At 56.7% G+C, this 17,745-nt stretch carries 14 protein-coding genes and 2 tRNA genes; 2 read left to right on the forward strand and 14 right to left on the reverse strand.

Annotated elements, in window-relative coordinates; genetic code table 11:
* Positions 1 to 19 precede the first annotated feature (19 nt).
* Positions 20 to 1,534: a GUN4 domain-containing protein gene (locus LKE08_RS25745; protein WP_324707146.1), complete on the forward strand. Its 1,515-nt coding sequence runs from the start codon at positions 20 to 22 to the stop codon at positions 1,532 to 1,534.
* Positions 1,535 to 1,839: 305 nt separating this feature from the next.
* Here LKE08_RS25745 and LKE08_RS25750 read toward each other — a convergent pair.
* From LKE08_RS25750 to LKE08_RS25790, 9 genes are all read right to left on the reverse strand, one after another.
* A tRNA-Thr gene (locus LKE08_RS25750) sits at positions 1,840 to 1,911 on the reverse strand.
* Between the two features lie 3 nt (positions 1,912 to 1,914).
* Positions 1,915 to 1,999 (reverse strand) — tRNA-Tyr (locus LKE08_RS25755).
* A gap of 78 nt (positions 2,000 to 2,077) precedes the next feature.
* Entirely contained in the window at positions 2,078 to 3,283 is a 1,206-nt protein-coding gene (locus LKE08_RS25760) for a hemolysin family protein (protein WP_324707147.1), read from the reverse strand.
* A 160-nt stretch (positions 3,284 to 3,443) separates the two neighbouring features.
* Complete coding sequence (locus LKE08_RS25765; protein WP_324707159.1) at positions 3,444 to 4,187, reverse strand: SDR family NAD(P)-dependent oxidoreductase; 744 nt, start codon at positions 4,185 to 4,187, stop codon at positions 3,444 to 3,446.
* A 27-nt stretch (positions 4,188 to 4,214) separates the two neighbouring features.
* Positions 4,215 to 5,957, reverse strand: a complete 1,743-nt coding sequence (locus LKE08_RS25770) for a CocE/NonD family hydrolase (protein WP_324707148.1) — start codon at positions 5,955 to 5,957, stop codon at positions 4,215 to 4,217.
* A 127-nt stretch (positions 5,958 to 6,084) separates the two neighbouring features.
* Complete coding sequence (locus tag LKE08_RS25775; protein ID WP_324707149.1) at positions 6,085 to 6,537, reverse strand: cupin domain-containing protein; 453 nt, start codon at positions 6,535 to 6,537, stop codon at positions 6,085 to 6,087.
* Positions 6,538 to 6,582: 45 nt separating this feature from the next.
* Positions 6,583 to 7,359 carry an isochorismatase family cysteine hydrolase gene (locus tag LKE08_RS25780; RefSeq protein ID WP_324707150.1) on the reverse strand — a complete coding sequence of 259 codons (777 nt, stop codon included), beginning with the start codon at positions 7,357 to 7,359 and terminating at the stop codon, positions 6,583 to 6,585.
* 104 nt (positions 7,360 to 7,463) lie between these two features.
* A complete protein-coding gene (locus LKE08_RS25785; protein WP_324707151.1) occupies positions 7,464 to 7,916 on the reverse strand; it encodes a secondary thiamine-phosphate synthase enzyme YjbQ in 453 nt (150 codons plus the stop codon).
* Positions 7,917 to 8,133: 217 nt separating this feature from the next.
* Positions 8,134 to 8,550 (reverse strand): AbrB family transcriptional regulator, encoded by a 417-nt coding sequence (locus LKE08_RS25790; RefSeq protein ID WP_324707152.1) that lies wholly within the window; start codon positions 8,548 to 8,550, stop codon positions 8,134 to 8,136.
* A gap of 418 nt (positions 8,551 to 8,968) precedes the next feature.
* Between LKE08_RS25790 and LKE08_RS25795 the strand changes: the two genes are divergently transcribed.
* The gene (locus LKE08_RS25795; RefSeq protein WP_324707153.1) at positions 8,969 to 9,340 is read left to right on the forward strand and encodes a KTSC domain-containing protein; all 372 of its coding nucleotides are present in this window, start codon (positions 8,969 to 8,971) and stop codon (positions 9,338 to 9,340) included.
* 383 nt (positions 9,341 to 9,723) lie between these two features.
* On the opposite strand, the gene LKE08_RS25800 is transcribed toward LKE08_RS25795, so the two are convergent.
* The 5 genes from LKE08_RS25800 to tilS all read right to left on the reverse strand — a co-directional run bounded on the left by LKE08_RS25800 (position 9,724) and on the right by tilS (position 17,555).
* On the reverse strand, positions 9,724 to 11,130 hold the full coding sequence (locus LKE08_RS25800; protein ID WP_324707154.1) for a protein adenylyltransferase SelO family protein: 1,407 nt from the start codon (positions 11,128 to 11,130) through the stop codon (positions 9,724 to 9,726).
* Positions 11,131 to 11,457: 327 nt separating this feature from the next.
* Positions 11,458 to 12,318, reverse strand: a complete 861-nt coding sequence (locus LKE08_RS25805) for a mechanosensitive ion channel family protein (protein WP_324707155.1) — start codon at positions 12,316 to 12,318, stop codon at positions 11,458 to 11,460.
* Complete coding sequence (locus LKE08_RS25810) at positions 12,318 to 13,556, reverse strand: MarR family transcriptional regulator (protein WP_324707156.1); 1,239 nt, start codon at positions 13,554 to 13,556, stop codon at positions 12,318 to 12,320. Before LKE08_RS25810 ends, LKE08_RS25805 begins: the two co-directional genes overlap by 1 nt.
* 478 nt (positions 13,557 to 14,034) lie before the next feature.
* Positions 14,035 to 16,158: a glycogen debranching protein GlgX gene (gene glgX, locus LKE08_RS25815; protein ID WP_324707157.1), complete on the reverse strand. Its 2,124-nt coding sequence runs from the start codon at positions 16,156 to 16,158 to the stop codon at positions 14,035 to 14,037.
* A 395-nt stretch (positions 16,159 to 16,553) separates the two neighbouring features.
* Entirely contained in the window at positions 16,554 to 17,555 is a 1,002-nt protein-coding gene (tilS, locus tag LKE08_RS25820; RefSeq protein ID WP_324707158.1) for a tRNA lysidine(34) synthetase TilS, read from the reverse strand.
* Positions 17,556 to 17,745: the final 190 nt, after the last annotated feature.

Genomic DNA, 17,745 nt, shown 5'->3' on the forward strand with positions numbered 1-17,745 from the left:
TTGGGTTGGGTATCGACCGATGAAAACTGTACGTCGCAACTCCGGAATTCGCCTCCCCGTCGCTGGCGCGATCGCGGGTCTGGCGCTGCTCTCGAACATTCCGGGGTTGACCGGGGAGGGCATCGATTTTCCCGGAACGGCGGCGATCGCCTCGGCGGCGCAAGGACGGCAAGCGGAAGCCGACCGCCTGTTCGAGCGGGGGAAGGGGCGGTATCAAAACGGCGAGTTCCGGGAGGTGATCGCGTCCTTTGAAGCGGCTGTGGAAATCTACCGGGAACTGGGCGACCGCCCCGGAGAAGCCAGGTGCCTCAACAACCTGGGTTGGGTTGATCGGCGCTTGGCGCAATATCAGACGGCGATCGCATATGATCGGCAATCTCTGGCCGTCGCCCGAGAAGTCGGCGTCCGCGAAATCGAAGCCATCATCGTCACCGTCCCCGATTCCCCGCCCCTGCGCCGCACCGTCGATGTCCCCCGCCAAGATCTCAACGAGGCGATCGTCGAATTTCGGCAGGCTTTGCAGAGTCCGACCCGCCCCCTCAGCCCGGTGAGAGTCCCCGCCCAAAAACTCTATCGAAGAACTCGACACCCGACCCCAACCGGAGCCGAGGGTATTGGCGGGCGCGATCGCCGATCGCTCTGTGATCCGACCGGCCCGCATCGGCGATCGCGACGTGGAATTCGCGGGAGTGCCCTTCGCCGGAGTCGAAGTCGCTCGGCTCAAAACTACTCTCCCCGACACCGTGGCTTATTGCGCTGCGACAAGGGTACGCCAGAGCTGATTGCTATAAAAACACCTGCCATGAAACGGAAAAAGTTACTGTATTGGGCCGCGGCGCTCTCGATCGTCTCGCTGTTGTCGGCGGCGATTGCCCTCGACACTCGGGCGCGGTTTGAATCCGAAGCCTACTTGCGGTCAAAATCGGAACCCGACTTTTTGGAAACCGTCGAACTCGAATCGGCGGTGGGGATGGACTACACCGAACTGCGCGACCTGCTCGCGGCGCGACGGTGGGAGGAAGCGGACGCGGAGACGCGGCGCGTCATCTCGGCGATCGGAAATCGGGAGGAAAGCTTCGCCGTCGGGCTGATCGCCGGACTGTTCGGCGCCTACAACTTCCCCTGCGAAGACCTCCGCACCATAGACCGGCTGTGGCTGAAGTACAGCGATCGCCGGTTCGGTTTTTCCGTGCAACTCGACGTTTATCGCGGGCTGGGGGGGACGGACGAGTACGACCGAGAAATCTGGACACAATTTCTGGAGGAAGTGGGGTGGAAACGCTTTGAAGGGAAAAATTCCGGCCGGGACAATTCGCCCATCCACGACGAGCCGCAATTCGACATCGGCGCACCGAAAGCACACCTGCCGTTCGTCCCCGACCCCTCGGCCAATTCGTTGATGCTGGGGGGGACGGCAAACGTGAATTACTTGCTCCGCATCTGGTGGCGCGATGCCATCCAATGGCACGAAAAGCGGGTGGGCTGGCAAGATTACTGGGGCGGCATCCCCCACGAAAAGCACTGCAAAATCTGACGAGCCGGCTCTCCGATTGACGGGAATTTGACACAAGTTGATTGCCCAAAGCTGATAGCTTACTGCTATCAAAAGCGCAACCGGTCGGGGATGTAGCGATCGCCAAAAAATAGAATGAAACGGCAAGACCATCGGTGATTCGCCAGAATTGGGCGATCGCATTCTCATCAGAAAAACATGAGTGAACGCCTCAACATCCTGTCCTGAATGGACTCTCACGGGTTTGCACCCACTGAGGTATTAATCCGGTACTGACGAAAAATAGCGTGATACTCGACACAGCCAAAAGTCGCACGGAGAGGGAAAGCCCTTGACGAGGATTGAACTCGTGACCTCACCCTTACCAAGGGTGTGCTCTACCACTGAGCTACAAGGGCGAGTGGTGGGCCGGGCTGGATTTGAACCAGCGTAGGCATAGCCAGCGGATTTACAGTCCGCCCCCATTAACCACTCGGGCACCGACCCATTTATTCAACGATTTATTATCGTATCACAAATCTCAAAAAAATCCAGTCTTTTTGAAAACTTTTTTTTGAAATCTTCTCAACTCTCCGGTTGGCGGGGGTTTGAGTCGTCCCGGGGTTGCGATCGCCGCCGGGGGTTGGGCGGTTGCGGCCGGCCCGAAAACCCGATCCGGCCCGCCCGGGGCTGGGGGGAACCCGGCGGTTTCGTGCGGGTCCCCCGGCTGGGAAAATCGCTCTCGTCGTAAATTTCCCCCACCAACTCCTCCAAAATATCCTCCAGCGTCACCAACCCCACCGTGCCGCCGTACTCGTCCACCACGATCGCCATGTGGAGGCGCTGCTGCAACATCTCCTGCAACAAACTCCCCACCCGCTTCGTCTCCGGGACGTAAACCGGGGGGGTCATCGCCTCCCGCACGGATTGGGGCGGGTGTTCCCCATCAAGCGATCGCACCATTTGCAGCGCCCGCTTCAGGTGCACGATGCCCACGATCTCATCCTTGGACTCCCCCTGAACCGGAATCCGCGAATATCCCGTCTCCAGACAGACGTCGATCACCTCCTGCACCGTCGCCTCGTGGGAAATCGTCCGCATCTCGATCCGCGGCTTCACCACCTCCCGCGCCATCAGATAATCCATCATCAGCGCCTTATTCAGCAGTTGGTGTTTCTGCCAGTCCAACTGTCCGCGGCCCCCCAAAATCTCGATCATCAGCCGCAATTCCTGCACCGAGAGTCCCGGTTGCACCGCCCCCCGGTTCACCAGGCGGATGATATTTTGCGCGATCGCCTCAAACAGATAAATGACGGGCGCCAAAATAATCGAAAGCCAGTAAATCGGGCGGATCACCGCCTTGAAAATCGGCAGCACATTGCTGATCGCCAGGGACTTGGGCGTAATTTCTCCGAACACCAACAGCAAAAATGTCACCACCGCCGTCGCAATTCCCAACCCCGCATTTCCCAACCACAGGGCGAACAAATTACTCGTCAGAATCGCCGAAAAGTTGTTGACGAGGTTATTCCCCACCAGCAAGGTGGTGATGAACCGGGCCCGCCTCTCCAAAACCAAGGTGAACATCCGGTTCGGGTCCCCCTGTTCCCGGATCAGCGCCCGCAGTTTCAAATTGTCCAACGCCGTGATCGCCGTTTCCGAACCCGCGAAAAATGCCGAGAGTCCCAGCATCAACACCAAAATCGCCAGATCGATCCAGACGCTGCCCAACAGAGGGCCAGTTTCAGCCATCGTCGCCGCCAAGTATTCCGGGAGGAAGATTCCAATCACAGGGGATGCCAAACTCAAAAAACAGTTCTTTCTGATTTTAGGGGCAGAGGGGGCGGGGAAGGCAGGGAGGCGGAGGGGTGGGGGAAGCGGAGGAGGCGGAGGAAGCGGAGGAAGAAAATGAATTTTAAATTGTTAATTATTAATTATTAATTGTTAATTGTCAATAGGGTAGGCGGGTTCCGTCCCAGGAGAAGAATTGGCCGCTGTCGGCGATGTCGAGGCGATCGACGATCGCCATAAGTTGATCGACGGTGCGATCGACGGAAAACAATTTGTCCGGGGGGACGTTTCTTTGAAAGGGTTTGGAAAGGGGCGTATCCGTCGTGCCGGGATGCAGCAGCACCACGATCGCTTGGGGACATTTACGCCCATATTCGATCGCCGCCGTCCGCATCAACATATTCAAGGCCGCCTTCGAGGCGCGGTAGCCGTACCACCCGCCCAGATGGTTGTCCTCGATGCTGCCCACCTTGGCGGAAATACTGGCGAAAACGCTGCGGCGATCGCGGGGAAATAACGGCAACAAATGCTTCGCCAACAACACCCCGCCGATACTGTTGACCCGAAAATATTCCACCAGGCGATCGCTCTCCACCTGCCGCAAACTCTTCTCCGGCTGCAAGTTATCTCCGTGCAATATCCCCACACAATTGATCGCCAAATCCAGCGTCTCCACCCCGGCGCGAATTGTCTCCACCCCCGCCACGATATCAGATTCTTCACCAATATCCATCTGCAAACAAACTAATTCTTGGGGATGCTGCTCCGCCAAATTCAGCAACTTTTCCGCCGACTCCCGGCGTCGATAAGTGGCGTAAATCCGAGAAACCCGCCCCTCCCGCAACAGCTTCTCCACAAAACCAAACCCGATGCCCCCACTCGCCCCCAAAATTAACACATTCATCATCTCAAAACAATTAACAATTAACAATTAATAATTAACAATTGATGGCAGAACTATCCGCGAGGGAAAACTATTCCCGCTGCCCACGGATATCGTGATAATTTGAGCCTCTATTAACCGCGCCAGACTCGGTGCCTGTCCGGTTCCGGGGTTGACCGGATAGGCGGGGAAACAAGCCGCGCTGAGACTCAGGCGAATTTGGTGGGATTTGGGGATGCGAATGCAGGTGGGTTGCAACTGGATTTTCACCGGCATTTCCCCCCCATCTATCCGGACGTAACCCTGGGTAAAATTCCAGACGCCGCCATCCGATCGCACCTCAGACAGAACCGCACACAGATCGAAACTGGGGGTATCAGCGCGGCAGTAAATCTCCGCGAACCCCTCCCCCGCCAGGTGCAAATCCTCGTCCAAAGTATCGGAGGTATAAGTTAGGATATCACTTCGGCAGTCCAAAGCGGCGCGATCGAACGAACCCGCCGGAAAAGCCGCGTGTCCCCCGAGGGCGGGAACCGGGCGCCAGGGGTCGTGTACCAACCAATCGATGACGTCGGGCAAAACTTCTTCTTCCCCCTCCATTTCCGCCATCTCTTCGAGTTCGACGGACGTGGAAACTGAGATATTTTGATAGACCCGATTTTGGGAACCGTTGGGGGACTCCCTTTCATCACTCTCATCTTCCGGCAACAGCAAACCCGAATCCTCCCGCACGGCCGCGAGTCCGGTGCTGGCGAGGAGGTAAGATTGGGTGGACCGTTCCGGCCAGGTGTCGAATTCCCGCCAGCAATTACTCCCCATTTCAAATAGGGTGACAGGTTTTTCTGACAAAATTCCGGTATCGATCCCTTTGAGAAAATAGTCGAACCAGCGGATTTGCAATTCGTCGATGGGACTCGCCGCCAGAGGGCCGTAGTCCGCATTGCCGGCCCGTCGCCCCCAAGGCAGGTGCGCCCAAGGTCCGACAATGAGATATTGGGGATATTCGGAGCGATCGCTCATCTCCCGGTAAAAATGAACCGTCCCCCGCAAATAGGTGTCGAACCACCCCCCGATATGCAACATCGGCAAATCCACGTCGTCCAGGTTCGGGGTCAGGGTGGGCCAGTAACCGTCCGGGTAGTAATCCGAGTTGTGCAGCCATTCGTGGTAGAAGGAGTCGGGCGCCAGGGTTTTCAGGATCTCCGGAGAGGCCGGTATTTCGTCGTAGAAGGGCAGGTGGCGCGAGGCGCGTACAAACTCTCGATAAGCCGTTTCATCGCCCTTCAAGCGTGCACCTTCGGCCTCTAATTGCATCGCCCAGGCGAGGTTCATCTGCAAGCAGAACGCCCCCCCTTCGTAGGCCCAATCCTTGTAGAGGTCGGTGGCCAGCATGGCGGGACAGATGGTTTTGAGGGCCTCCGGGTAGCCGGAGGCAGCGTAGAGTTGGGTCATGCCCTGGTAGGAAAAGCCGTACATCCCCACGTCCCCGCTGCTTCCGGGCAGTCGCAGCGCCCAATCGAGGGTATCGACGCCATCATCGACTTCGTTGGCGAACAGTCGAAATTCGCCCTCGGAGGTGCCCCGCCCCCGCACGTCTTGGATGACGACGATGTAGCCCTGTTCAGCGTACCAGACGGGGTGCGCGTAGACGACGGTGGATGCGATCGCCCGTCCGTAGGGTTGACGCATCAGCAACACCGGATATTCCCCCGTCATGTCGGGGCGATAAATATCGGCATTCAACCGCACCCCGTCCCGGGTCAGCATGGATGCCGTTTCTCGAATAACCATAAACTTTTTTTGATAGGGAGTCGGGAGTCGGGAGTCGGGAGTCGGTAATTGAAGCCCCCAGGATTGGGGGTTTGGGGGCGAGTCCAATCGCGATCGTTCATTTTTCATTTTTCACTTTCCCCACACCCTACACCCTAATCAAAGCATCTTGGCGACTCAGAACCCGCAAATCTTCTTCGTCGAGTTCCACGGGGGTGCCGCTGCGGATCAGTTCGGCGAAGTTCTCGTTGGGAACCATGATACACAGGGCGTAGAGTCGGGTGGAACCCGTGTTCTCGATGATGTGGGTGCCGGTGGCGGGGACGAGGATGCTGTCTCCGGTTTGAATTCGGACGGTTTTGCCGTCGCAGGTGGCGACGCCTTCCCCTTTGAGGATGAAGAACATTTCCACAGCCAGTTGGTGGCGGTTGGGCGGCGTTTTGCCGCCGATATCGAAAATTTCGATGCACACCGTCAGGGAAGTGTCGGCGATTTCCGGGTCGAAAACGATCGCCAGTCGGTTGGTGTCGCGGGGACTAATACGAAACGCCTGGTAATCTCGGGACGACTTGACGACGGGAATCATGCAGCGATCGGTCATGGTTCCGGGGTCCTCACATAATAATTAACAATTAACAATTAACAATTAACAATTATCAATTGCTTCCGCGATGTTTTGGGAGTGGGTGACGAAGCCGAAGCACTGGTTGACGTTGTACAGCGTCGCCTGCCGGCAGTAGTCGGGGGAGGTGGTGGCGGTGCAGTCTTCGACGAGGATGCAGTCGTAGCCGAGGAAGTTGGCGTCCTGGAGGGTGGTCATCACGCACTGGTCCGCGTTAACGCCCCCGAAAAACAGGGTCGTCCGCCCCAGGTTCCTCAAGATGCTGTCGAGGGGGGTGTCCCAAAAGCCGCTCATCCGGTATTTGTCGATGTAAATATCTTCGGGTTGGTTGTCGAGTTCGTCAACGATCGCGGCGGCCCAAGAGCCTTTGGTCAAAACGGGGGCGCCATTTTTGGGCAGCGGGTCCCCCAGGCCGACTCCCTCCCCCGTGGGATTGTAGACATGGCGGAGCCCCGCCCCGATATTGAGCAGGTCGGGACGGTTTCCCCAGTTGACCCAAATCACCGGGACGCCGAGCGATCGCAGACGCCGAAGCAGGGCGTTGAGCGGTGCGACGGGTTGGCGGGCCGGGGTGACATCAACGCCGATGTGGGCCAGCCAGCCGTCGGGGTGGCAAAAGTCGTTTTGCATATCGACGACCAAAATTGCCGCCTTCGCCAAGTCCAGGTGCAGGCATTTGGTCTGGGTTTTTAAGGTGACGGGTTGCGGGGGCAGGGGGGGGCGGGTGAGATCGGCGATCGCTTCGCTGACCCCCCAAGCGTTGGGAGGAACGCCCAACGGACGCAAAGAATGAGGATTCATCGGGGCTCGGGTAGGATTGAGAATTCAGAATTGATATTAACTCAATTTCCCGAACTCCTCGGAAGCGATCGCTTTTCCCCACTCGAACTCGATCCGCCCGGATCTCATGAATTGTGGGAAAAATGCCCAGCCCGAACCCGTTCACCCCTCTCGACGGGTGAGCCGGCAAGGTTCCCACAAGTTCCAATTTGGGGGTCTCCGATTGATTCTCCGCTCACTTGAACCAGAACTCGGCGCGATCGCGGGCCGTCCAATTCAAGCAGTAGAAGAGACGGCCACCGGCCCCAACCCAACCTGCCCTCCACCACCGGAATCACTTCGCTGGTACTTAACGTGATTGCCATCAGGTGAGAGTGGGCGTTGATGGGTTCGTCGGGTGGCACGTCTGGATGGTGTAAGTCGTTGTGCAGGTATCTGTTTTCGGGAGGAGCCAACTTTTTTAAATAGACCCTGATATCCTCCCAAAGGCGTTCCTCATTTTCATTGATGGTGAGGGCGGTCGTCCTGTGCTGAGAAAAGACCAACACCTGCCCGTTCTGGATGGAGGTGGACTCCAACAGTTCTACAACTTGAGGGGTGATGTCGAAAATAGTCGATTCCCTCTCGGGTTTCGAGTTCGATGAACTGATGAACGATGGGCATGGGGTGAAGGTTGGTGTGGGGATGGATTTTCATCCGGAGAGTTCGGATCGCCACTTTTATCGGTACTCAAAAGCCGGCCGGCATGATGAGCGGCGATGCGGTGAAACTCCGGGACTCCCGACGCGGTGGAATCTATTCGTCCTCGTCTTCGTCGCTGAAGCTCCCTTTCGGTTCCACTTGAATCAGGTGAATGTGTTTGGAACCCAGGCGAATTTCAAACTGATCGCCCGGTTTCAACCCCATTTCCTGGGTGTAGTTGGCACCGATCACCAAGGAACCATTTTTGTGGACGCAGGCGCGGTAGCTCGCTTCCCTTCCCCGTCCATCTTTGGAACGGCCGGGTTCCAGGGCGATTCCCTTGGCGGCGAGGAGGGCGTCGTAAAACTCGGTCATGTTCGCCCGAGTTTGGTTGTCTTTTGTCACGGTGTAATAACCGCACTCCTTCGCGGTGTCCCGGCGGGGTTTGGAGCCGAGCGCCTTAACTTTCTGCAGTAAAGCTTTTCCGGTCAGGGGGTTAGCAGGGAGTTGCTCTGCTGTTGCTTTTGCCATCGAATGTACTCCAATTCAAATCCATTCAATCCTAACATATTAGTCGGATATTTTTCACATCATATAACGTAAATGCCGCCGTTGGGGAAATTTTTTTTTAACTTCACATCTGAGCAGCCGGAGTCGCACGGGTGGAAAACGGGCGGGGGAAGTCAATTTTCGCGGAGATGGACAGCCTAAATCTCGTCGCCTTTGTTTTTCCCCTCGGGAAGAACTGATCTCGGGAAATCCGCGACCGGGGGTAGAAATTGCGGCGGGATGTCGCGGCGGGGACTTTCCGCATCGGGGGCTTTTCGCAACGCTGGCGTTGTGGAAAAGGCGGGTTGACAAAAAAATCAATACGACGTATATTAGTTTTGAAATACCCCACGTCCCACCCGTCGCCGGATGGGCGGGCAACTCACCCGGGAGATTTTCCATGAAGTTGACCAAAATCGATCTGAAAAACCTGGTAGCCGTCGGCCATCAAAATGGCGCGCTGGGGCTGTTAATCGATCGCGGCGATGAAATCGAGTACGTCGAAGTTCTCGCCCCCGAAGTCGCCTGCGAGGGACTCCGGCAGGTCGCCGAACTGGCGGGGGGCGAACCCGGGCAAGGGTCGGGCCGGGAAAATGCGATCGCCCCTTCACGAGAGGCGGAACTGATCGCCTTAGTGCCGTTCAACTCCCTGATTGTCACCCCGGAGGAGGATGACGAATCCGAAGTCGTTTTATCTGCGGAATATTTGACCGGACCGATTCCCCCGCGATCGCATCTGCGGGATGCCAGAGCAACAGAGCAAGCTGATTAATTTTAAGGGGAAGAGCCGGAACTTGTCAAAGCCCAATCAACAAATTTTTACAACTTCCCGGTCAGATGGGGCGACGGCGGCGGGGGAGGACATCAATGCCGATCTCTAAGACAGTGCGATCCGGCCTTGACCGGACATTTTTTGATCGATTTTAGATTTCGATCCGGCGGGGGACGGGCCTGCCGCGCCGCCAACATTGGGGAGGGGAAGGGAAGGGGAACCGAAAAGGTAAAGGAATCCGAAAGATCGGATGGGGGGAAGAATTGATCGTTGACAATTGACAATTGACAATTAATGGCGCTTCTCCCGACTCCCACCCCCCAGATGTTTTCGGGCGGATTGCCGGGATTGGATCTGAAAATGCGATCGCCCCCCCGAGACCCTCACGCGGCTCGGATATCCTCCACCAACCGATCAAACGCACTCCAATCGTCTGCGGCGACGATCGGTTCCCAAACCCTCTCGATGGCGGGCCGCAGGGGGACAGTGGCGGGATTATTCTGTTCGAGGCGAACTTTCATCTCCTCCATTTCCGCCGGGGACAAGGGCTGCAAATGATGGCAGTAGAGTGCCCGCCAAGCGGCGAAGTGTTTGAGATCCCCCAGTTCCCCGAGAATTTGCGTTTCATCTTCCTGCCATCGGGGGCCGAATTGTTCCCGGAGTCGGATGAAGAAATCATGATATCCCAGGGGATTGTCCTTGAGTAAATCCACCGTCAGCCCGACCAATTCGGAACCTTCGGGGGCGGGTAAGGCGGCTAATCCCAACTTTTTGACCATCAATTCTCGGTAGGTAGCCGAGTAACGTTCCGAAAACGATTCCAAAGCCTCCCGGAGCCGATCGCGATCGCACACCATCCCCAGGGGTTTTTGCAACAATTCCAGATTTCCCCGGCAAATCAAGGGCTGGTTGCCGTAACAGTAGAGCCGGCCGTAGTCGAAATAAGCCGCCGTGAACTTGGGGTCGTACTCGGGCATGAATGCATAGGGGCCGTAGTCGAAACTCTCCCCGGTAATCGACAGATTATCCGTATTCAAAACGCCGTGGCAAAATCCGGCGGCCATCCACCCGGCCGCCAAATCCGCCACCCGCCCCACCAACTCCGAATAAAACGCGATCGCCCGATCTTCCCCGGCATCGCGCAGGTGGGGATAATAAATCTCGACGACGTGATCGAGTAACTTTTGAATCCGATCCGGGCGCCCGAAATAGTGGAGGCGTTCAAAGGTTCCGAAACGGATGTGGGAGCGGCTCACCCGCACCATCACCGAAGACCGGGTGGGGGAGGGCTCGTCGCCCCGCCACAGTTGTTCTCCGGTTTCAATTAAACTCAAACATCGGGAGGTCAGAACCCCCGCCCGATGCAAAGCTTCTGCCGCCAAAATTTCCCGCACCCCGCCCTTCAAGGTCAGGCGTCCGTCGGCGTGGCGGGAATAGGGGGTCGTCCCCGATCCTTTGGTGCCGAAATCGTACAATTCTCCGTCCGTCCCCCGCACCTGCCCGTACAAAAATCCCCGCCCGTCTCCCAACTCGGGATTGTACTGTCCGAACTGATAGCCGTGGTAGCGCATCGCCAGAAACGGGCGCACGCTCTCAAACTTCCCGAAGGCTTCTATAAAGTGTTCGTCCTCGGTTTGAGACGGGTCGATCCCGAATTTCGAGAGCAGTTCGTCATTGCGGAACCGCAAGATGTGGAGGGGAAACTCCGCGGCCGGAACGACATCATAATAATCGTCGCCCAACGCCTCGAAGCTCGGTTCGTATTCTAGGAACAGGAACGGATTGGACATGAGGGGTTAAATTCCAATTGCTGGATTATTTTAGAGGGGAGAATTGAAAATGACAACCCTTTGAAGAGGGAGGGAGTCGGTCCGAGGGAGTCGGGAGTCGGAAACCGCGAAATGTTCCCGCCGGGATTGTGCCCGATCTTCTCTATTTTCGATCAATTTGAATCCGTCGAGACTGCGATCGCGGCGGGTATCGCGACGGACACAACGGTGGGGACATTGCGATCAGAAAAAAGAAATCGGGAATCGGGAACCGGTTTTCCCCACACCCCGATGAAAGAAAATGTCCGAACCGTCCGGGCGGCCGCAATCCAACGTCGGAAACCGGACTCATTCCGCCCAGTCGTCGGGCCTCGGCGGCAAGGTGGGGTAGGTAATTCCCGACCGTGCAAACGCCCGTTTCGCCCGCCGAATCAAGTCGGATTTGTAGATAAATTCGTCGCGGACATCCATCGGATAGCACTTCAGCTTGACGTGGGTTCCCCAGGCTTTTTCGTCCAAAATCACCGAAATCGGCAGGTCGAGTTGGGTGTATTTGCTCGTCTGGGCGACCCGGTACAGCAGGGGTACGATGCGGTCGAGATCGGCGTCGTGGGAAAAGTAAAAGTTGACCACGGCCTGGGCTTCGACATTGCCCTTGTTGGCGTTGACGATCGCCTCGGTCCACATTTTATTGTGGGGGATGGTCACGATGTCATCGTTGGGGGTCTGCAGTTGGATCGCCCGCAGTCCGTAGCCGATAATTTCGCCGTACTGGTCGCCGATGGTGACGCGATCGCCCACCTGATAGGGCCTCTCAAACAGCGCCATCAACCCCGCGATCACCGAGCTGGCGTAATCCTTGAAGGCGAAGCCGAGGGCGACCGCCACCGTCCCCGTAATTGCCAGGACGTTGTTGGGCGAGAGGTTGAGAAATAAATGAATCAAAATGGCGATCGCCAACCCCAAAAAAAACGCCCGCCAGAAGGGGAGGGACTGTTTGACCCCCAACCGAAACCGCAGAGGAACTTTTTCGGAAATCCAGTGGAGAAACTTGTCCGTGGCGAGGATAACCCAGTAGGTGAGGGCGAGCACCGCGATCGCCTGGATAATCTTGATGGCGGTGATCTCGGCCAGAATTTCGGTCGCGACATTCGTTTCTTCTCCGCCACTTTGGGCCAGCACAATCGCCGGCAGGATTTCTCCGGACATTAACTTTCCTCCCCGATCAAAAATTTATTGTTGTCGAGATCCCGTTTCAAGCGGGGGTAGTGCATGGGATTGAGTTGCAGTTGTCCCTCTGCCGTCGGGGGGCGGATGACGGCCCCGACCCGGATCAACCGCTGGACCTGCGTGTGAATTTCGCCCTCCGAAATGCCCAAACTCATCGCCAGATGGGGGAGGGTCATGGCTCCGTGCACGGCCAGGGAAAACAACAGGAAGCGGTCCTCTTTGCTCAAACTCGGCAGGGTCGGCAGGGTGGGACGGCCCAAAATCCAGGGGGGCGGCTCGGTTTCCGATTCTTCCGGATTTTCCGACGGTTCCGGTTCTTCCGAATTTTCCGACTCTTCCTCTTCCGTTTTCGGGGGAGAAATCCCCAGAGACTCCAGCCAACCCCGGGCCGCGATCGCGCCGACACCCTGGGACACCCCCGCCAGGCGGTGGTAGTACCGCCGTTCGGCTTGGGAAGCCCACTTTTCCTCCTCCAATTCTTCCTCCTCCTCGGCGGACTCCTCCTCCCCCAATTGCAGGTCGAGGGGGGCCCGCACCGGTTCGATCCACTCTTTGAGGGCGATCGGTATCAGGGGGGGCAGGGAAATCGTATTTTCAAAGAGATCCCCCAACTGACAGACCCGATCCAGGTACAGCCAAGCCCAGCGGTTGCACCCGACGAGCCAGAAGCGGGAGCGGTCGTGGAAGATCGCCTCTTTCAGCCGGTCGATCCCGTCAAAACCGTCCGTACACCGCAGGAAACACCAACTCAAATCGGGAATGACCGCCAGGACTCGGTCGCCCTCCGCAGGGGGGAGGATCGTTTTTTCCAATTCCTCCGCGATCGCCCGGTAGTCCCGGGGTCGGGAAGACCAGGGCAACCACTGCAACGTCAAATCCTCCACCGGTTCCGGGGAAGTCAAAGTGTCCCAGAGGATCGTGGCGATCGCTTCGGCCGGACATCCCAAAACTGCCAAACTGTTGCCGGTTTCCACCCCAGACCGCCACGCTTCGAGCCGTTCTTCCAACTCCGAGCGAATAAATTTTTGATAGGGTTCCGGCGTCGCCAAACCTGCCAGTTCCCGTTTCAGGCGATCGCTCTGTTGGCGTGGAATGGGGTGGAGTTCCTGGGGATTGAACTTCGCTTCGAGCTCGTCTGCGTGGGCTTGCAACGTTTCTCGGGCTTTCGGGAACCAGGCCCGGACTTTTTCCAACAAAGGGGCGATCGAGAATTTCATATTCTGTGATTGGGGTGTGCGGGCGTGGGGTGTGGGGAAGAAAGAGAAGAGAGGAAAGAGAAGAGAGGAAAGAGAAACTTCTCACTTCTCATATCGAATCCGATTGAATATCCAGAAGTCAAAGCCCACTCCGGCTCCCCCCTTTTTAAGGGCCCGGCCGTTTCATTCTCGGTTAAAAATTGTCGGGAGCGACAATGAAAACCGTTGATGGGAGACCGGAGCAAGGGAATATCCGGTTAAAAACACCTTTTTATTCCGAAAAATCTCCCTCCGCTCCCTCCGCTCCCTCCGCTCCCTCTGCTCCCCTTGCCATTTTTCTGGGGAGAATGAAACGGCCCTGCTTTTTAAGGGGGGTTGGGGGGGATCTCCGATTCTCGCGTAAATAACCGGATTTGATATAACTCCGATACCTCCGCCCCCGTCGGGGAATCTAAAATCTAAAATCTAAAATTCCCTAATACCGACTCCCTCCGAAAAATCAACGCATCACCGTCACGACAATCGATCGCGCCTCCACGAGAATGGGTTTGTCGCCCGTGTAATAAATTTCTCCCGGCACGAAATTGGGTTCTTTGGTGTCGATGATCACCTGCCAGCGGCGATCTTGCAGTCCCTCGGGAATCAAAAATTCCAATTCCTCATAGTGGGCGTTGAAGAAAATCAAAAAACTGTCGTCCATCACCCGCTCACCCTGGGAGCCGCGGGCCGGAATTTCTTCCCCGTTGAGGAACACCCCGATCGCCTTCGCATATCCGGCATTCCACTGATCTTCGGTCATCTGGCCGCCGTCGGGGTTGAACCAGCCGATATCGCTCACCCCTGACCCGTGGATGGCCCGTCCCTGGAACCACTTGCGGCGGTGAAAAACCGGGTGTTGGCGCCGGAAATAAATCAAATGGCGGGTAAAATCCAACAGCGCCGCGTTGGACTCCTGCAGGTCCCAATCCAGCCAGGAAATCTGATTGTCCTGGCAGTAGGCGTTGTTATTTCCGAATTGCGATCGCCCCAATTCGTCCCCGCTCAAAAACATCGGCACCCCCTGGGACAGCATCAGCGTCACCAAAAGATTGCGCCGCTGGCGGTTCCGCAATTCCAAAATGTCGGGGTCCTCCGTCTCCCCCTCTTCCCCGCAATTCCAGGATCGGTTGTGGCTTTCCCCGTCGTTGTTGTCCTCCCCGTTGTCTTCGTTGTGTTTTTCGTTGTAACTCACCAAGTCGTTGAGGGTGAAACCGTCGTGGGCGGTAATAAAATTGATGCTGGCATGGGGCTGGCGTCCGTTATCTTCGTACAGGTCGGAACTGCCCGTAAATCGGTAGGCAAATTCGGCTAGGGCGCTATCTTCCCCCCGCCAAAAATCCCGCACCGTATCCCGGTATTTGCCGTTCCACTCCGACCACAATAATGGAAATTTGCCCACCTGATAGCCGCCTTCTCCCACATCCCACGGTTCGGCGATCAATTTCACGTCGGAGAGGACGGGATCTTGGTGGATGATGTCGAAAAATGCGGCCAGAGAGTTGACTTCATACAGTTCTCGGGCCAAAGCCGACGCCAGGTCGAACCGGAACCCGTCCACGTGCATCTCCAGCACCCAATAGCGGAGGCTGTCCATGATCAATTTCAGGACTTGGGGATGGCTGACGTTGAGGGAATTTCCGCACCCCGTAAAGTCCATATAATAGCGGCGATCGTCCTCCACCAGGCGGTAGTAACTGGCGTTGTCGATCCCCCGCAGGGACAGGGTCGGGCCGAGGTGGTTGCCCTCGCCGGTGTGGTTGTAAACCACATCCAAAATGACCTCGATCCCCCCGGCGTGGAGGGCTTTGACCATTTCTTTGAATTCCTTGACCGGGCTGCCCAAAATGGGGTCTGCGCCGTAGTTGTAATGGGGGGCAAAATAACAGATGGAGTCGTAGCCCCAATAGTTTCTCAAACCCTTGTCCACCAGGTGTCCGGGCTGGGAGAGGAAGTGGTGGACCGGCATCAATTCCACCGCCGTAATGCCGAGGGATTGCAGGTAGGCGATCGCAGCCGGATGTCCGATTCCGGCGTAGGTTCCCCGCAATTCTTCGGGGATGTCGGGGTGAAGTTTCGTGAAGCCCCGGACGTGCATTTCGTAGATGATCGTCTCGTGTTCGGGAATGTGGAGGGGGCGATCGTCTTCCCAGTCGAAAGTCTCGTCCACGACGACGGCTTTGGGGACTAGATGGGCGTCGTCGAGTTCGGAATAGCCCAAATCCAACTCCGGATCTTCCCAAGGATATCCGAAAATTTCTTCGCCGTAGCCGATTTCCCCGTCGAGGGCTTTGGCGTAGGGATCGATGAGCAGTTTGTTGGGGTTAAAACGGTGTCCTTCTTCGGGTGCAAAAGGGCCGTGGACGCGGAATCCGTATCGCTGGCCGGGACAGATTCCCGGCAAATAGCCGTGCCAAACAAAGTTTTTGACTTCTGTCAGGGGGACGCGAGTTTCTTGATCTTCGCTATCGAACAGGCAGAGTTCGACTGCCGTCGCATTTTCGCTGAATAGTGCAAAATTTGTGCCTTTGCCATCCCAGGTCGCACCGAGCGGATGGGGATTACCGGGCCAAGTGGGTACATACATATTTTGAATGTCCTATTGCGATCGGTGAGAGCTGACGCCGTTTGTCGGATCTGCCAACTTGATAGTCGCTACATTACATTTATATATATAGCAATCAAACACCATTTTTAAGTTTTCTAGCCCCCAAACCCCCAATTCTGGGGGCTTTGAGCGAATGTTCCCTTCAGAGGATCGAACCAAATTTCCGAATGCGTGACTTTTGACTCTCGCCCCCAAACCCCCAATTCTGGGGGCTCTTAGCTGACAAAATTTCACGAGTCATTCTGCGTGACTTTTGACTCTCGCCCCCAAACCCCCAATTCTGGGGGCTCTTAGCTGACAAAATTTCACGAGTCATTTCATATTGCCATAGTTTCACATTGTTATGCAAATCATTAATCATTAATTATTAATTATTAATTGTTAATTGTTATCCAATCCCCCTCGACGCGGGCGATCGCGCCGCCGGGAAAGGGATCGGTTTGCGATCGGTTGGGGGCCGATATCAGGGCGGTGAGTTTTTCGATTTGCTCGAAGTTACTCGCCCCCGGCAGCACCTCCCGCAACAGCCGCCGCATCACCCGCCGTTGCAGGGCGAGGGGCGCTTTTTTCAGGGGTTGGCGGTTGACTCCGGGCCGATCGCGATCGCGGCAAATTGCCCTGTCGTACAATTTCTCAGCCTCGGTTTCCAAATAGTCTACATCCGCCCGCAGCAATTCGGCCGTCCGGGCGAGATTTTGTTCGGCGTTGGGGTTGAAGTGGGTTTGCAAATAGGGCAGCAGTTCGTTGCGGATGCGGTTTCTGGCGTGGCGGAGATCGGCGTTGGTGCTGTCTTCCCAGATTTCCAAATGGCGATTTTTGCAAAATTCTCCGGTTTCGGACCGGGCGATTTCCAACATCGGACGCACCAACATCACTTCGGAATCGGGATTTTCGGGGAATAAAGGGCGGCTCCAGGTCAGCGCCGCGAGTCCGTCGGCGCCGCCGCCCCGGATCAGATTATAAAGCAGAGTTTCGGCGCGATCGCTGGCCGTGTGACCCGTGACCACATAATGATAATTGTGAGACAGGGCGACCTCCCCGATCGCCCGATATCGCCACCGGCGGGCGGCGGCTTCCGATGCAGGAATGGGTCCGGCCGTCAATCGATAAAAGGGAGTATTCCAGTTATTTGCCAACCGTTCGATATGGTCGGCATTCGCCCCGGAATCGGGTCGCCAGCGGTGGTCACAGTGGGCGATCGCGATCGTCCAATCCCACTTCGACCGCAGGTCCAACAACAGCCGGATCAGGCACAGGGAATCCTGTCCCCCGGAAACCGCCACCAAGATCCGCGATGCGGGGGGCAGTAATTTTCGCGATCGTAACACTCGATGGAATTGGGCGTGGAGGGGCGTCCAGGGTAATGCGTCAGACATGACATTTCAGATGGTAAAACTGGAGATTTTAGATCGATTTTCTCTCACTTCTCGCCCTCTCCCCCAGCCCCTCTCCCAATTCTGGGCGAGGGGAGAAGAGTCCGGTTCCCCCCTATCTCCCCCCTTACTCCCCCCTTTCAAAGGGGGGCTGGGGGGGATGGGGGTTGGGGGGGATGGGGGTTAGGGGGGC

The sequence above is a fragment of the Lyngbya sp. CCY1209 genome, assembly GCF_035615495.1.
In the GTDB taxonomy this organism is placed as follows: Bacteria; Cyanobacteriota; Cyanobacteriia; order Cyanobacteriales; family Microcoleaceae; genus Limnospira.

What these genes read in the sequence shown, in the direction of transcription:
- LKE08_RS25810 (WP_324707156.1), bottom strand. Translation starts at nt 13,556, where the DNA reads ATGAAATTCTCGATCGCCCCTTTGTTGGAAAAAGTCCGGGCCTGGTTC.
- LKE08_RS25780 (WP_324707150.1), bottom strand. Translation starts at nt 7,359, where the DNA reads ATGAATCCTCATTCTTTGCGTCCGTTGGGCGTTCCTCCCAACGCTTGG.
- LKE08_RS25795 (WP_324707153.1), top strand. Translation starts at nt 8,969, where the DNA reads ATGAAGTTGACCAAAATCGATCTGAAAAACCTGGTAGCCGTCGGCCAT.
- tilS (WP_324707158.1), bottom strand. Translation starts at nt 17,555, where the DNA reads ATGTCTGACGCATTACCCTGGACGCCCCTCCACGCCCAATTCCATCGA.
- LKE08_RS25805 (WP_324707155.1), bottom strand. Translation starts at nt 12,318, where the DNA reads ATGTCCGGAGAAATCCTGCCGGCGATTGTGCTGGCCCAAAGTGGCGGA.
- LKE08_RS25745 (WP_324707146.1), top strand. Translation starts at nt 20, where the DNA reads ATGAAAACTGTACGTCGCAACTCCGGAATTCGCCTCCCCGTCGCTGGC.
- LKE08_RS25800 (WP_324707154.1), bottom strand. Translation starts at nt 11,130, where the DNA reads ATGTCCAATCCGTTCCTGTTCCTAGAATACGAACCGAGCTTCGAGGCG.
- LKE08_RS25775 (WP_324707149.1), bottom strand. Translation starts at nt 6,537, where the DNA reads ATGACCGATCGCTGCATGATTCCCGTCGTCAAGTCGTCCCGAGATTAC.
- LKE08_RS25790 (WP_324707152.1), bottom strand. Translation starts at nt 8,550, where the DNA reads ATGGCAAAAGCAACAGCAGAGCAACTCCCTGCTAACCCCCTGACCGGA.
- LKE08_RS25770 (WP_324707148.1), bottom strand. Translation starts at nt 5,957, where the DNA reads ATGGTTATTCGAGAAACGGCATCCATGCTGACCCGGGACGGGGTGCGG.
- LKE08_RS25765 (WP_324707159.1), bottom strand. Translation starts at nt 4,187, where the DNA reads ATGAATGTGTTAATTTTGGGGGCGAGTGGGGGCATCGGGTTTGGTTTT.
- glgX (WP_324707157.1), bottom strand. Translation starts at nt 16,158, where the DNA reads ATGTATGTACCCACTTGGCCCGGTAATCCCCATCCGCTCGGTGCGACC.